17 protein-coding genes are annotated in these 12,400 nt (G+C 68.3%); 5 read left to right on the forward strand and 12 right to left on the reverse strand.

Annotated features, from left to right (window positions below):
- Nucleotides 1-8: 8 nt before the first annotated feature.
- The 3 genes from OEZ60_RS07535 to OEZ60_RS07545 all read right to left on the reverse strand — a co-directional run bounded on the left by OEZ60_RS07535 (nucleotide 9) and on the right by OEZ60_RS07545 (nucleotide 2,142).
- Complete coding sequence (locus tag OEZ60_RS07535) at nucleotides 9-1,001, reverse strand: Lnb N-terminal periplasmic domain-containing protein (RefSeq protein WP_263334722.1); 993 nt, start codon at nucleotides 999-1,001, stop codon at nucleotides 9-11.
- Between the two features lie 61 nt (nucleotides 1,002-1,062).
- Nucleotides 1,063-1,341: a YiaA/YiaB family inner membrane protein gene (locus OEZ60_RS07540; RefSeq protein WP_263334724.1), complete on the reverse strand. Its 279-nt coding sequence runs from the start codon at nucleotides 1,339-1,341 to the stop codon at nucleotides 1,063-1,065.
- 123 nt (nucleotides 1,342-1,464) lie between these two features.
- Nucleotides 1,465-2,142 (reverse strand): PspA/IM30 family protein, encoded by a 678-nt coding sequence (locus tag OEZ60_RS07545; protein WP_263334726.1) that lies wholly within the window; start codon nucleotides 2,140-2,142, stop codon nucleotides 1,465-1,467.
- Between the two features lie 104 nt (nucleotides 2,143-2,246).
- Here OEZ60_RS07545 and OEZ60_RS07550 point away from each other — a divergent pair, with 104 nt between their 5' ends.
- A complete protein-coding gene (locus tag OEZ60_RS07550; protein ID WP_263334727.1) occupies nucleotides 2,247-2,864 on the forward strand; it encodes a TetR-like C-terminal domain-containing protein in 618 nt (205 codons plus the stop codon).
- A 67-nt stretch (nucleotides 2,865-2,931) separates the two neighbouring features.
- Nucleotides 2,932-3,702, forward strand: coding sequence for an FCD domain-containing protein (locus tag OEZ60_RS07555; RefSeq protein ID WP_263334730.1), 771 nt, complete (start codon nucleotides 2,932-2,934; stop codon nucleotides 3,700-3,702).
- Nucleotides 3,703-3,708: 6 nt separating this feature from the next.
- Here the strand turns inward: OEZ60_RS07555 and OEZ60_RS07560 are convergent, their stop codons facing one another.
- The 6 genes from OEZ60_RS07560 to OEZ60_RS07585 form a co-directional block, all read right to left on the reverse strand.
- A complete protein-coding gene (locus tag OEZ60_RS07560) occupies nucleotides 3,709-4,467 on the reverse strand; it encodes an SDR family oxidoreductase (RefSeq protein WP_263334732.1) in 759 nt (252 codons plus the stop codon).
- A gap of 118 nt (nucleotides 4,468-4,585) precedes the next feature.
- Nucleotides 4,586-5,140: a F0F1 ATP synthase subunit B gene (locus OEZ60_RS07565; RefSeq protein WP_263334734.1), complete on the reverse strand. Its 555-nt coding sequence runs from the start codon at nucleotides 5,138-5,140 to the stop codon at nucleotides 4,586-4,588.
- A 4-nt stretch (nucleotides 5,141-5,144) separates the two neighbouring features.
- Nucleotides 5,145-5,720: a F0F1 ATP synthase subunit B' gene (locus OEZ60_RS07570; protein ID WP_263334736.1), complete on the reverse strand. Its 576-nt coding sequence runs from the start codon at nucleotides 5,718-5,720 to the stop codon at nucleotides 5,145-5,147.
- Between the two features lie 80 nt (nucleotides 5,721-5,800).
- Nucleotides 5,801-6,037 (reverse strand): F0F1 ATP synthase subunit C, encoded by a 237-nt coding sequence (locus tag OEZ60_RS07575; RefSeq protein WP_263334738.1) that lies wholly within the window; start codon nucleotides 6,035-6,037, stop codon nucleotides 5,801-5,803.
- Nucleotides 6,038-6,086: 49 nt separating this feature from the next.
- On the reverse strand, nucleotides 6,087-6,857 hold the full coding sequence (locus OEZ60_RS07580) for a F0F1 ATP synthase subunit A (protein ID WP_263334740.1): 771 nt from the start codon (nucleotides 6,855-6,857) through the stop codon (nucleotides 6,087-6,089).
- Between the two features lie 2 nt (nucleotides 6,858-6,859).
- Nucleotides 6,860-7,189, reverse strand: a complete 330-nt coding sequence (locus OEZ60_RS07585) for an AtpZ/AtpI family protein (RefSeq protein ID WP_263334742.1) — start codon at nucleotides 7,187-7,189, stop codon at nucleotides 6,860-6,862.
- A 259-nt stretch (nucleotides 7,190-7,448) separates the two neighbouring features.
- Here OEZ60_RS07585 and OEZ60_RS07590 point away from each other — a divergent pair, with 259 nt between their 5' ends.
- The gene (locus OEZ60_RS07590; RefSeq protein ID WP_263334744.1) at nucleotides 7,449-7,784 is read left to right on the forward strand and encodes an ArsR/SmtB family transcription factor; all 336 of its coding nucleotides are present in this window, start codon (nucleotides 7,449-7,451) and stop codon (nucleotides 7,782-7,784) included.
- Nucleotides 7,785-7,971: 187 nt separating this feature from the next.
- On the opposite strand, the gene OEZ60_RS07595 is transcribed toward OEZ60_RS07590, so the two are convergent.
- On the reverse strand, nucleotides 7,972-8,883 hold the full coding sequence (locus OEZ60_RS07595) for a DMT family transporter (protein WP_263334746.1): 912 nt from the start codon (nucleotides 8,881-8,883) through the stop codon (nucleotides 7,972-7,974).
- Between the two features lie 4 nt (nucleotides 8,884-8,887).
- Nucleotides 8,888-9,775, reverse strand: a complete 888-nt coding sequence (locus OEZ60_RS07600) for a LysR family transcriptional regulator (RefSeq protein WP_263334748.1) — start codon at nucleotides 9,773-9,775, stop codon at nucleotides 8,888-8,890.
- Between the two features lie 102 nt (nucleotides 9,776-9,877).
- Here OEZ60_RS07600 and OEZ60_RS07605 point away from each other — a divergent pair, with 102 nt between their 5' ends.
- Together OEZ60_RS07605 and OEZ60_RS07610 are read left to right on the forward strand one after the other, a co-directional pair.
- Nucleotides 9,878-10,468, forward strand: a complete 591-nt coding sequence (locus OEZ60_RS07605) for an FMN-dependent NADH-azoreductase (RefSeq protein ID WP_263334749.1) — start codon at nucleotides 9,878-9,880, stop codon at nucleotides 10,466-10,468.
- A gap of 41 nt (nucleotides 10,469-10,509) precedes the next feature.
- Nucleotides 10,510-10,965, forward strand: a complete 456-nt coding sequence (locus OEZ60_RS07610) for a hypothetical protein (protein ID WP_263334751.1) — start codon at nucleotides 10,510-10,512, stop codon at nucleotides 10,963-10,965.
- A gap of 28 nt (nucleotides 10,966-10,993) precedes the next feature.
- On the opposite strand, the gene OEZ60_RS07615 is transcribed toward OEZ60_RS07610, so the two are convergent.
- Nucleotides 10,994-12,205, reverse strand: a complete 1,212-nt coding sequence (locus OEZ60_RS07615; protein WP_263334753.1) for a flavin-containing monooxygenase — start codon at nucleotides 12,203-12,205, stop codon at nucleotides 10,994-10,996.
- Between the last annotated feature and the right edge of the window lie 195 nt (nucleotides 12,206-12,400).

Raw genomic sequence — 12,400 nt, forward strand, 5'->3', positions numbered from 1 at the left:
ATCCTTGGTCAGTTCCCGCCCGGACCCACGAGACGGATGGCTGCGGAGAAATCGACCCCCGCCTGCACGACCCGCGCGCGCGGCGTGATCAGGGCGGCCCGCCGCCGCGCCTCCATCGGCCCCTCGCCGCCGAGGACGCCGAGCGACTCGATATAGTCGGGCAGATGCCCCGACATCACCAGCCGCCAATCCATCGGAAGGTCGGGCGTGATCGCCTGGGCGAGCTGGTAGACCACGGTCGTGCAGTTCGCCGTCAGCGTGTTGTAGAAGGCGGGCTCGCGTTCCAGCCGCTGGGCCAGCGCGACATAGGACATGAACAACGTGCGGCGCTGCGCGGCATCGAGCTCGATCGGATAGAGGCTCACCTGCTCGCCGCGATGGTTCGTGCGCAGCTTGACGATGTCCTCCTCCGTCGCGGCGATCAGCACCAGTTCGAACTGGCGGAAGAAGCCGCCGATCTCGTTGAACGTCTCGCCCGCCTCGCGCCGGATCTCGACCGAGAACACCACATGCTCGCCGTCCTCGAAGCCGAAGCTCACCAGAAGATGCGCGATGTCCGGGCTGTCCCAGACCGAGGTCAGCATGTCCACGCTCTGCAGCCGGTCGAGATCGTAGGACGCGGTCGTCCAGCGTTCCTTCGCCTCGCTCGCGCTGACCCAGTCGAAGTCGCGCAGGTCTCGGAGCGTAACGGTATCGCCCGCCACCTCGGCCCGCACGCCGTGACGGACGTCGAAATCCCAGTCGCGGTCCTGGCGCGGGGTGATCGTCTGGTACCAGCCGCCGACGCCGAGCGCCGCCAACGCGAGGACCGCCCAGCCGGCGCGCCGCGAGCGGATCCGCGCCAGCCCCGCGGCGACCAATGCCCCGAGAAGCGCGCCCCAGCCAGCCAGGCGGGCGATCCCGTCGAGCTGGACCGAAAAGGCCGTCGCCGCCCAGGCGGCGCCCAGAAGGGCGACCGCCGCGAAGACGGAAACGCCGAAGATGCGAAACGTCCGTTTCATGCCGCCTGCTCCCTCTCGGAAATGGCGGGGTCTGGCTCCAGACCCCGCCGTCCCTCCACGCTCAGACCCGGTCGCTCGAGGCTTCGGCCAGAAGCCGCTCGGTGCGCGCATCCTCAAGCTTGTTGTAGATGCGGTCCGATTCCTCCTTGTCGCGCAGCGCCTTGGTGATCGAGGCCGTCGAATAGACCAGCATCAGCGCCGCCATCGCGTAGTAGCCCTTGGCGGAAAAGCTCGCCTCGAGCGAGTAGATGCCGCCTGCCATCATTACGACGGCGACGCCGAAGTTGAAGTAGGTGAAGGCGTTCCAGGCATTGGAAACCTTGGGCGCGTAATTGATCATTTGAACCTCCTGAGAATTTGTCGGCGTCACGCCTTTGTTGTGAACCCGCCCCGGCGCAAGCGCGCCGGAACAGGGATGTGCTCATGCGGCCGGTCCGCAGCGGCCGCGCTGCCGCGATCCGGCTCAGTTTACGCGGCCGCGGAGCCGTTCGAGCACCGCCGCCGCGTCCGGACGCAGCGGTGCGCCGCAGCCCGCCGCCGCGAGCCGCGCGCTGGTGGCCTCGGCGCTGGTGCCGGCCGAAAGCTCGGCCACCGCGGCCGCCGCCGCCTCCGCATGGGCCTGCCGCTCCTGCAGCCGGTCCAGCGTCGCCTCGGCCTCCTTCAGGCTCGCGAGGACACCCTGCGGGACCGTGCCGCGCAGCTTTTGCGACTTCGCCGTCGCATCGGCGAGCTGGAGCCCGCGCTGCAGGGTCCGGAGCCGCCCCTCGGCCAGCCCCACTTCCTCGCGCAGCCGCGCGATCTCGGCGCTGTAGGTCTCGATCGCCCGGTCGGTGGTGGTGCGCTCGGCCTCGAGCTGAGCAATCGCCGCGGCCGCCTCGGTCGCGAGATCCTCGCGGTCCATCCGCAAGGCCGCGACGGCGCGTCCCTCAAGGTCGTCGAGCTGCTGGGCGATGCGGGCGGCGGCCTTCTTCTCGCGCTCGCAATAGGCCATCACCACCGCGACCGACCGCCGCGCGCTTTCCAGCCCCTGCGCCGCGTCGCGCAGCTGCTGGCGCAGGATCGTGACCGCATTGGTGTCGGCCATCGCCTGCGCGGCGTCGTGGCCGTGGCCTCGGATCAGGGTCGTCAGCGTCTTGAACATCTTCGCCTCCCCAGTTATGAACCGTGTTCACAAACTTTATGCCCGAGTCGTGAACACCGTTCAATAATTTTCTGAACACCGTTCACGAAACAGTGAGGTTCCGTATGGGAAACAAACGCGAGGCCAGGCGCACCGATCTGCAGAACCGCCTGATCGCCGCCGCGGAAGCGCAGATCGCCGAAACCGGGCTGGCCGGCGTGAAGGCGCGCGAGGTCACGGCTAGGGCCGGCTGCGCGCTCGGCGCGCTCTACACCGCCTTCGACGATGTCGACATGCTGGTCCTCCATGTCAATTCGCGCACGCTCACCCGGCTCGGCGAGGCGCTCAAGACCGCCCGCGCGACCTGCGACGGCACGCCCGAGGAGGTGCTGCAGGCGCTCGCCGCCGAATATGTCCGTTTCGCGCGCGACAACCGCAGGCTCTGGTCCGCGCTCTTCGAACACCGCCTGCCGGAAGGGGTCGAGCCGCCGACCTGGCACAAGCGCGACCACGCCGTGCTGATCGAGGAGATCATCGCCCCGCTAGGCGCGCTGCGGCCCGATCTGTCCTCCAAGATGCTGCTGATGCGGGCGCGCACCACCTTCGCCGCGGTCCACGGCGTGGTGCAGCTGTCGCTGCAGGGGCGGTTCGTCGGCGTGCCGCAGGACAGCCTCGCCGCCGAGGTCACGGCCCTCGTCGACGCGATGGTACGCGGCGCGCATCTCGCGCGTCCGGGAGCATGACCGCCGGCCTTTCCGATTGCGATCCGCCAGCTTTGGTCATACCTTTTGACCAATCGCAGGAGATGCCATGCCCTTCCGCAAGGTCGAGCCCGAGAAGCTGTCGTACTCCGTCGTTCGCCAGATTGAGCGGCTGATCCTGCAGGGTATCCTGCGCCCCGGCGAACGCCTGCCGGCCGAGCGCGAGCTCTCCGAGCGGCTCGGCGTCTCCCGCCCGAGCCTGCGCGAGGCGGTGGCGGAGCTGCAGGAAGCCGGGCTCCTGACCGCCCGCGCCGGCGCCGGCATCTTCGTCGCCGAGGTTCTGGGCTCGGCCTTCGCTCCCGCGCTGATCCAGCTCTTCGCGAGCCATGAGGAGGCGGTCTTCGACTATCTCGACTTCCGCCGCGACCTCGAGGGGCTCGCCGCCGAGCGTGCTGCCCGGCTCGGCTCCGACACCGACCTGCAGGTCGTCGACGCGATTCTCAGCAAGATGGAGGCCGCGCATCTCAAGCGCGACCCCGCCGACGAGGCGCGGCTCGACGCCGAGTTCCACATGGCGATCATCGAGGCGAGCCACAATGTCGTCATGCTGCACATGATGCGCTCGATGTTCGACCTCTTGCGCCAGGGTGTCTTCTACAACCGCCAGGTCATGTTCAAGCAACGCATGACCCGCGACGCGCTGCTCGACCAACATCGCGCGATCAACGCGGCCATTCAGTCGCGCGAGCCCGAGGCTGCCCGTGCCGCCGTCGAGGCGCATCTGAGCTACGTCCGCCAGGCGCTCGAGGACGACCTCAAGGCGAGCCGCAACGAGGCCGTGGCGCAGCTCCGCTTCGAGCACGAGCAGGCGCGGCGCTGACGGCCATCAGGGGCAGGTATAGCCGCCGGTGACATCCATCACCGCCCCGGTGACGTAAGAGGCGTGGTCCGACAGGAACCACAGCACCGGCTCGGCCATCTCCTCGACGCTGCAGCTCCGACCCATCGGAACGCGGGTCAGGAACTCGTCGGCCCAGCCGGGATGATCCTTCATGTACTCCTCGTTCATTTCGGTGCGGGTGAAGCCCGGCCGCACGCAATTGACGCGGATCCCCTCGCCCGCGAGCTCCTTCGCGAGCCCCATCGTGAAGGTCTCGATCGCGCCCTTGGTCACCGCATAGTCGAGATAGCCCCCCGGCGCGCCGTGCTTCGCCGCCGCCGAGGAGATGTTGACGATCGCCCCGCCCGGCCCGCCGTTGCGCGTCGACATCCGCCGCACCGCCTCCTTGGCACAGTAGAACGGGCCGAGCACGTTGACATCGAAGATCCGCCGCGTCTTCGCGACGTCGAGATCCTCCACCCGTCCGGTGCTGCCCATGATCCCGGCGTTGTTCACCAGCGCCGTAACCGGGCCGAGCCGCTCGTCGACGGCGGCGAACATCGCGGCGACCTCACCCGGGTCACCGACATTGGCGCGCTGCGCGAAGGCCGCGCCTCCGTCGCGCCGCACCTCATCCACCACCGCCTCGGCGCACTCGCCGTTCGCAACGTAGTTCACGCAGACGGCCATTCCCCGCCGGGCGCCACCCCGGCAAACCGCGGCGCCAATGCCCCGGCTGCCCCCGGTCACCACAAGTACCGACATCGCTTCCTCCCTGGCTGGATGAGGAAGTCTAACACGGCGCGGCACACCGCTGGCGCCGCCCGGAAACGAAAAAACCCGGCGCGGAGCCGGGTTCCTTCACATGGTTCGGCTCTAAGCCTCAGTGCAGCTTGGCCTCGACCTCGCCGATCGCCTCTTCGATCAGCTTGCCGCGCTCGGCCGCGGTCATCTGCTTGGCGATCATCTCGCCCGCCGCCGCCACCGCGATGGTCACGGCGCGGTCGCGCACCTCGCGCACCGCCGAGGCTTCGGCCGAGGCGATCTGGTCCTCGGCCGCCGCCAGACGGCGCGCGATCGAGGCCTTGAGATCGGCCTTGGCCTGTTCGGCCGCGGCCATCGCCTCGCGCTTCGCGGTCTCGACGATCCGCACGGCCTGGTCCTGCACTTCCTTCTGCTTGCGCTCGTAGGAGGCGAGGATCGACCGCGCTTCGTCATGCAGCGCCCGCGCCTCGTCGAGGTCGGACTTGATGCCGGCCGCGCGCTTGTCCAGCAGCCCGCCAAGAAGCGCCGGCACCTTGAAGTAGACCAGCACGCCGACGAACAGCAGGAACGACAGCGTCACCACGAAATCGGTGTTCCGGAGCGAGAAGAACGGCCCCGTCGCCGCCAGGGCGGGCGTCGCGGCCAGGCTCAGGAAGATTGCGAGTGTCCTCATGTCCCTACCCTTTCAGCCGCGTGTCGACCGCTGCGGTCACGGCCGAGGCATCGGCCTTGCCGCCGAACGCCGCGACGATCTCCGCCGCCGCCGACTTGGCGACCTCGGCGACGTTCTCGACCGCATGGGCGCGGATCTCCTCGATCCGCTTGGCCGATTCCGCGGCCTTCGCGGCGATCTCGGCATCCGCCTTGGCGGTCGCGGCATCGAGATCCTCCTGGATCGCGGCCCGCGCCTCGGCGATGATCTTGTTCGCCTCGGCCCGCGCGTCGACGAGCGCCTGGTTGTAGGCCTTCTCGGCCTCCTCGGCCTTGAGCTTCAGTTCCTCGGCCGCGGCGATGTCGTTGGTGATCGTGCCCTGGCGGTCGGCCAGGATGCCACCGATCCTCGGCAGCGCGATGCGCGAGAGGATGAAATAGATGACGATCAGCGCGACGACGAGCCAGAAGATCTGGTTCGGGAACGTCGCGAAGTCGAGCTGCGGCATGCCCGCGGATTCGGCCGCGTGCCCTGCCGCTTCGGCCGCGTGGCCGACAGCTTCGGTTGCCGTCTCGGCAGCCTCATGCGTGGTGTTTGCCATCTCGGCCCCCTCGAAACCCGGAATTACAACCCGGATGGGCGCGAAGGCGCCCATCCGGCCGTAAGGATGGTTCTAAAGGATCAGACGGCGAACATCAGCAGGAGCGCGACGAGGAACGAGAAGATCCCGAGCGCTTCGGCGAAGGCGATGCCGATGAAGAGGGTCGCGGTCTGACCGGCGGCGGCCGACGGGTTGCGCAGCGCGCCGGCGAGGAAGTTGCCGGCAACGTTGCCCACCCCCATCGCGGCTCCGCCCATGCCCATGCAGGCCAGGCCAGCGCCGATGTACGCACCCATTTGAACGATAGAGCCTTCCATGTTCGTCACTCCTTACGGTTGGAATTGGCTGGAATTGGTTACCCTGACCTCAGTGGTGCGGATGCAGCGCATCCTTGAGGTAGACGCAGGTCAGGATGGTGAAGACATAGGCCTGGATGAAGGCCACGAGGATCTCGAGCCCGTACATCGCGGTGATCGCGATGATCGACAGCGGGGTCACGGCGACACCGATGCCCGAGATCAAAATGAGGGGAGCGAAGGCCGCGAAGACCTTGATCACGGCGTGGCCGGCCATCATGTTGCCGGCAAGTCGGATCGAGTGGCTGACGGGCCGCACGAAGTAGGAGATCACCTCGATCAGCGCGAGGATCGGGCGCAGCGGCAGGGGCGCCGAGGAGACCCAGAAGAGCCCGAGGAAGCCCGCGCCGTTCTTGACGAAGCCGACGATCGTCACGGTCAGGAACACCGCGATGGCCATCACGGCCGTGACCGCGATGTGGCTCGTGGTGGTGAAGGCCTTGGGCAGCAGGCCGAGGAAGTTCGAGAAGACGATGAAGCAGAAAAGCGTGAAGATGTAGGGGAAGAACTTAAGCGCGTCCTTGCCGGCGACATCCTCGACCATCTTGTGGATGAAGCCGTAGGCGAGCTCGGCGATCGACTGGATCCGGCTCGGGATGATCGCCCGGCCGCGGGTGCCGAAGACGAAGAGCCCGGTGATCGCGAGGATCGTGAGCGCCATCCAGAGCGTCACGTTGGTGGGCGTCATCATGCCGACCGTCTCGCCGCCGAAGAGCGGCTTGACGATGAACTGATCCATCGGATGGAATGCCAGACCTTCGCTTTGCGCTTCCGTCGCCACGTCTATTCCCCTTCGTCCCTGGCGGAGGTCCCCGCCGCCTGTGCGCCCTGGATCTCCCTGGCGGTGCGAAGCATCGTCTTCACCCCGGCCACGAAGCCCAGAAGTATGAACAGCACCAGAAACAGCGGCATGGTCCCGAAGACCGTGTCGAGCCCGTATCCGATGCCGAAACCGATGGCCAATCCGGCCACCAGCTCGATCACCATCCGCCAGCCTTGGCTCGCGGCAGAATAATGCTCGTCCGCGCGGGGCTTCGGCGCGCCAGCCTTCTTCGCCTCCGCGAGCCTCTTCTCCAGCGCCTGCAGGCGGCCGGGATCGGGTTCGTCGGACATCGAAAGCGCCCCCTCGGACAGTCGCCGGATTGCTAGTACCCCAAGGCGCGTGAGTCAATCCGGCTGTTCATTTGCGGCACGCCCAATAACACAATGATAAAGTTGAGTTATTCACCTGACGCCCCAACAGCGCGCTCGCGCGGCCCAGCCGCGCACTCCGCATTTCCGCCCCGAACCCATATTCAACCGCGCGGTTAAGGATCGCCCCGGCCCTTCCCGGCGCTTCCGCCCGGCGCGGCGAGGCGCTAGTCTCGCCGCCATGACTCTCGACGCCATCTTCGCGGCTCTCGCCGACCCGACCCGCAGGGCGATCCTCGCCATGCTGCTCGAGGACGACATGGCCGTGACCGATGTCGCCGAACCGTTCGAGATGTCGCTCGCGGCGATCTCCAAACACCTGACCGTGCTCGCCGAGGCCGGGTTGATCAGCCAGGAGCGGCGCGGCCGGGTGAAATGGTGCAAGCTCGAACCCGACGCGATGCGGGCGGCGACCGTGTGGATCCAGGGCTTCGGGCAGTTCGATCCGCTGGACTTCGACGCCTTCGAACGTTTCCTCGAAGTCGAAATGCCCGGCGACGACCCGTCAAACAGTTGAGCGCCCGCAAGCGGGCGCGAGTGTTGTCTCGCACCCGCCGCCAAGGCGGCGGGTGCTCGGCACGCCTCCGGCGGGGATGCTTTGAAAAGAAGAAAGGAACGGCAGTTGCCTCTTCTATTTTCCAAATATCCCCGCCGGAGGCAAACCGCACGAAGTGCCAGAAGGCGTGCGCCCGCCCTGCGGGCGCTCAATCCGGGTGCGCCGAACCGGGCCGCGCGCCGGCTTCCTCCTTGACGAGCAGCACCAGCGCCAGCGCGGTCAGGACAACGCCCGCGGCGACCCGCGCCGGCGGCGCGGCCTGGCCAAGCGCGATCTGCCAGAGGATCACCCAGGAGGGGATGAGATAGGTATAGGCCATGACCTTCGACGCCGGCAGCCGCAGCGTCGCGAACTGCAGGAGCACGAAGGTCGCGGCACTCGCAAAGACCGCCGTGTAGCCGAGCGTGATCCAGACGATCACCGGCAGCGCCGTCCAGTCGGTGGCGCGGATCGCGCCCCAGCCGTAAAGCGTCAGCAGGATCGCGCCTGCCACCAGCACGCCGAAGCTGAAGACCGTGGCGCTCTCGCCCCGGTTTAGGCGCCGGACCAGTGGGGTATAGAGCGCATGGGCCATGCAGCCGGCGAAATAGACCGCCTCGCCGCGGCCGACCTGCAGGTCGAGAAGCGCGGCCGGGTCGGCGCGGAAGATCACCCAGATTGCCCCCGCCGCGCCGATCGCCAGCGCCGCGGCGATGCGCGGCGTGGTCACCTGGCGCAGAAGCAGCCAGCCGAAGCCCGCCGAAAGCACGGGCGTCAGAGTGAAGACCGCCGCCGCGGAGACCGGGGCCGCGGTTTTCAGGCCCTCGAACATCAGCACGAAATAGGCCCCGAAGCTCGCCCCGAGCAGAAGGTAGCGCCACGGTGCCGCCAGTGCGGCGCGCGGCACCCCGCCCCGCGCCCGGACGACCGCGCCGATGATCGCGCCCGCCAGCACGAAGCGCAGGGCGGTGAAGGCGGTGGGCGCGATCTCGTTTGCCATCATCGCGCCGAGCGGGAACGACCCGGCCACCAGCGCCGAGAAAAGCAGCATCGCCAGATGGCCGCGCGTCGCCTGGCTCATCGGCCTAGCACATCCCGCAATCGCGCGCGTCTTCCTTCAGCGCCTTGAGGAACAGCTGGATCCGGGGCGTGCGGTGCAGATCGACATGGGTGACGAGCCAGAGCGGGCTGCTCCAGTCGTCGCGCTGCGGCAGCGCCTCGACCAGCCCCTCCTCGCGCCGCGCCGCGAGGACCGGCAGGAAGCCGATGGCGGCGCCGGACCGGATCGCCTCGCGCACCGCCTCGGCCTCGTTGGTGCGAAAGGCGATCGCGGCATCGGGCACCTTCGCGGCGAGCCAGCGGTGGAAGGGCGCGCGGCTGTCGGGATCGGCCGGGCCGATGAAGCGGTGACCGGCGAGGTCGGCCTCGTCCGCCGGCAACCCGTGCGCGGCGACATAGCTCTCGGCGGCGTAAAGTCCGGTCCGCTGGGTGCAGAAGGCCTGCACGACGTTGTCGGGCTCCTGCGGCTTGCCGCCGGCGCGGATCGCCACATGCGCCTCGCCATACTCCAGCCGGAAGAGCCGCGCGTCGCTGATGTAGCGCACCCTCAGGCCGGGAAACTCGGTCTGCAGCCGCAGCAGCGTCGGCGTCACCAGCTCGGCCAGCCCCGGCAGCGAGGTCACCACGAGCTCGCCCGAGATCTCGGTCGCGGCACCGGTGATGCGGGCGGCGAGATGGGCGAACTGGTCCTCGGTGGTCTGCGCGACCTTCAAAAGCTCCTGCCCGGCCTCCGTCGCGGTATAGCCGCGCGGATGGCGCTGGAAGAGCTTGGCGCCGAGCCGCGCCTCCAGCGCGTCGATATGGCGGATCACCGTGGCGTGGTGGACGCCCAGCACCTCGGCCGCGCCAGAGACGGTGCCGACGCGGGCGACCTGGAAGGCAGTGCGGATCTCGTCCCAGTTCTCGAAGGTCATATATGTGCGCCTATCAACAGAATTGGTGCGATCATGCCAGTTGTGTTCATAATGGCAATGAACATTTTGGTGACCAGACACCGAAACCGCAAGGATACCGACATGACCAGCATTCTCCGCATCGAGACATCGATCAAGGGCGAGGCCTCCGTCTCCCGCAAGCTCACCGACCGCATCGTGGCGCGTCTCACCGACGCCGCACCCGGCGCCCGAGTCACCGTGCGCGACCTCTCGGCCGGCGTGCCGCAGATCGACGGCGCCTGGATCGGCGCGGTCTACACCCCGGCCGAGGCGCGCACCCCCGACCAGGACCGCATCGCCGCCTATTCGGACACGCTTCTCGACGAGGTGAAGGCCGCCGACGTGCTGGTGATCGCACTGCCGGTCTACAATTTCGGCCTGCCCGCGCAGCTCAAAAGCTGGATCGACCACCTCGCGCGGAAGGGCGAGACCTTCCGCTACACCGAGAAGGGTCCGGAGGGCCTCCTGACCGGCAAACGCGCGATCGTGGCGCTTTCTTCCGACGGCACGAAGATGGGCAGCGAGATCGACTTCGCCTCGGGTTACCTGCGCCACATGCTCGGCTTCTTCGGCATCGCCGATGTCGAGTTCATTGCAGCCGACCGGATGGTCTTCGATCCCGAAGCGACGCTGAAGGCGGCGGAAGCGGAGGTCGACCGGCTCGCGGCCTGAACCTGCCACGACGATGCCGCAATCGTCGCCATGATGGGGCCATGCGAATCCTTTTCGAAACCGACGACCGGCTCATCATCGAGGACAAGCCCCTGTTCCTGGGGCTTGTCCTTGTGTTGTTCACCCTGAGCTGCGTCGGCTGGACCGTCAACGAGGTGCTCGCCGGCGCCTATCTGCGCGCGGCGCTCGCCTTCGCCGTCTCGCTCGGCCTCACCGCGATCGCCGCGCTCGCGGTCGAGCGGGTATGGCTGGTCCTCGACCGCGCCGCGGGGCGCATCGAGTTCCGCCGCCGCAACGCCCAGGGTTTCAGCACCGAGAGCTTCCCGCTCGCCGACCTCGCTCCGGACGGCGTGCTGGTCCAGAGCCATGACGACACCCACCGCCTCGCGCTGCGGCTCGCCTCGCGCGACAAGCCGGTGCCGATGACCTGGTATTACCAGAGCGGCAATCACATTCGCCGCTGCGCCGAAACCACCAGCCGCTGGCTCCGGGACTGAGAACGGCTTCGCCGCGCGGCCCCGGCCCTCAACGTCCGGCGATCTGGCGCGCCACGACCCGTGCGTCGTCCCCCACCCCGCAGAGCAGCGCCGAGCGGCGCGTGCGCATGAAGTGCAGGCCGACGAAATAGAGGCCCGGAACCGCCGTGCTGGCACCATCCGACTGGAGCGGGAAGCCGTCGGCGTCGAAGGCCTCGGGCCAGGGCAGCCAGGAGAGATAGTCGGGCCGGAAGCCACCGGTAAATATCACCGTGCCGAAGGGCCGAAGGTCGACGGAGTCGATCACCGGGGCCTCGAACGGCTCCGGATCAGGCAGGTCGGGAAAGGCGATCCCCGCCGTGGCGGCGAATCCCGCGAAATGGTCGCGCAAGAGCCGGAACTTCTCGTCGCCCCATGCGACGCTCTCCGCAAGGTCCGGGGCAAAGCGCGCCCGATCCCCTTCCACCCCGAGGAAACGGCCCACCAGCGTGATCTCCTGCGCGGCGAGGGTCCGGTAATGCAGGTCATGGCCACCGCCGTGCCCCGAGGCGAGGACATTCGCGAACAGCCGCGCCTCGGGCGGCAGCGTGGTTGCGTCGACATCCAGAAAGCCCGACTCGATCAGCCACCACATCAGGTCCCGCTCGCCGATGCGGCGCGGCGCCCAGGGCGCCCGCCCGCAGGACAGAACCACGGTCCGCCCCGCCGCCGAGAGTTCCTCGGCGAGCTGGCAGCCGGTCTGGCCGCTGCCAACGATCAGGACATCGCCCTCCGGCAGGTCCGCGACCGCCGTATATCCGGAAATGTCGATTCCACGCAGGTGCGCTGGTAGCCCGCCGCTGCCGGGCAACACATGGGGCTTCTGGTAGGCGCCCGTCGACACCACGAGGTTGCGCGCACGCAGCACCGCGCTCCCGTCGATCTCCACCTCGAACCCGCCCCCGGCAATCCTCCGGACCGCTGTGACATCGACTCCGGTCCGGACCGGGCAGCCGAAGGATGCCGCGTAGCGTTCCAGATAGGCCACGATCTCGTCACGCGGCATGAAGCCGTCGGGATCGTCGCCGTCATAGGGAAAGTCCGGCAGCTGCACCGACCAGTTCGGCGTGACGAGGCAGAACTTCTCCCACCGGTTGGCCCAGCCCGCGCCGATCCGGTCGCGCTCCAGCACCAGATGGTCGACGCCGCGCTTGCCCAGCTCATGGCTCGCCGCCAGCCCCGCCTGACCTGCGCCAACGACGACCGTATCCACGACCTCCACGCCTAGCCTCCCGTCCTTACAAGCCCCCAGCCTAGCCCTATCGCCCCCGTTTGCACACCGCGCCGGGCAAAACGCCCCATACCCCGCGAGACAACGCTCGCTTGACTCGCCCGCCCCGCTCGCCTAAATCCTCCCGGATTCCGGAAGTTCCGTGCTTCCGGTCCCCGCAGATCAGGGGATCGCCACCAGTCAGCG

The sequence above is a fragment of the Albidovulum salinarum genome (genome assembly GCF_025673475.1).
In the GTDB taxonomy this organism is placed as follows: domain Bacteria; phylum Pseudomonadota; class Alphaproteobacteria; order Rhodobacterales; family Rhodobacteraceae; genus Albidovulum; species Albidovulum salinarum.

Bases quoted from the DNA above. Each gene is read 5' to 3' on its own strand.
- OEZ60_RS07535 (WP_263334722.1), bottom strand. From the start codon at position 1,001: ATGAAACGGACGTTTCGCATCTTCGGCGTTTCCGTCTTCGCGGCGGTC.
- OEZ60_RS07540 (WP_263334724.1), bottom strand. From the start codon at position 1,341: ATGATCAATTACGCGCCCAAGGTTTCCAATGCCTGGAACGCCTTCACC.
- OEZ60_RS07545 (WP_263334726.1), bottom strand. From the start codon at position 2,142: ATGTTCAAGACGCTGACGACCCTGATCCGAGGCCACGGCCACGACGCC.
- OEZ60_RS07550 (WP_263334727.1), top strand. From the start codon at position 2,247: ATGGGAAACAAACGCGAGGCCAGGCGCACCGATCTGCAGAACCGCCTG.
- OEZ60_RS07555 (WP_263334730.1), top strand. From the start codon at position 2,932: ATGCCCTTCCGCAAGGTCGAGCCCGAGAAGCTGTCGTACTCCGTCGTT.
- OEZ60_RS07560 (WP_263334732.1), bottom strand. From the start codon at position 4,467: ATGTCGGTACTTGTGGTGACCGGGGGCAGCCGGGGCATTGGCGCCGCG.
- OEZ60_RS07565 (WP_263334734.1), bottom strand. From the start codon at position 5,140: ATGAGGACACTCGCAATCTTCCTGAGCCTGGCCGCGACGCCCGCCCTG.
- OEZ60_RS07570 (WP_263334736.1), bottom strand. From the start codon at position 5,720: ATGGCAAACACCACGCATGAGGCTGCCGAGACGGCAACCGAAGCTGTC.
- OEZ60_RS07575 (WP_263334738.1), bottom strand. From the start codon at position 6,037: ATGGAAGGCTCTATCGTTCAAATGGGTGCGTACATCGGCGCTGGCCTG.
- OEZ60_RS07585 (WP_263334742.1), bottom strand. From the start codon at position 7,189: ATGTCCGACGAACCCGATCCCGGCCGCCTGCAGGCGCTGGAGAAGAGG.
- OEZ60_RS07590 (WP_263334744.1), top strand. From the start codon at position 7,449: ATGACTCTCGACGCCATCTTCGCGGCTCTCGCCGACCCGACCCGCAGG.
- OEZ60_RS07595 (WP_263334746.1), bottom strand. From the start codon at position 8,883: ATGAGCCAGGCGACGCGCGGCCATCTGGCGATGCTGCTTTTCTCGGCG.
- OEZ60_RS07600 (WP_263334748.1), bottom strand. From the start codon at position 9,775: ATGACCTTCGAGAACTGGGACGAGATCCGCACTGCCTTCCAGGTCGCC.
- OEZ60_RS07605 (WP_263334749.1), top strand. From the start codon at position 9,878: ATGACCAGCATTCTCCGCATCGAGACATCGATCAAGGGCGAGGCCTCC.
- OEZ60_RS07610 (WP_263334751.1), top strand. From the start codon at position 10,510: ATGCGAATCCTTTTCGAAACCGACGACCGGCTCATCATCGAGGACAAG.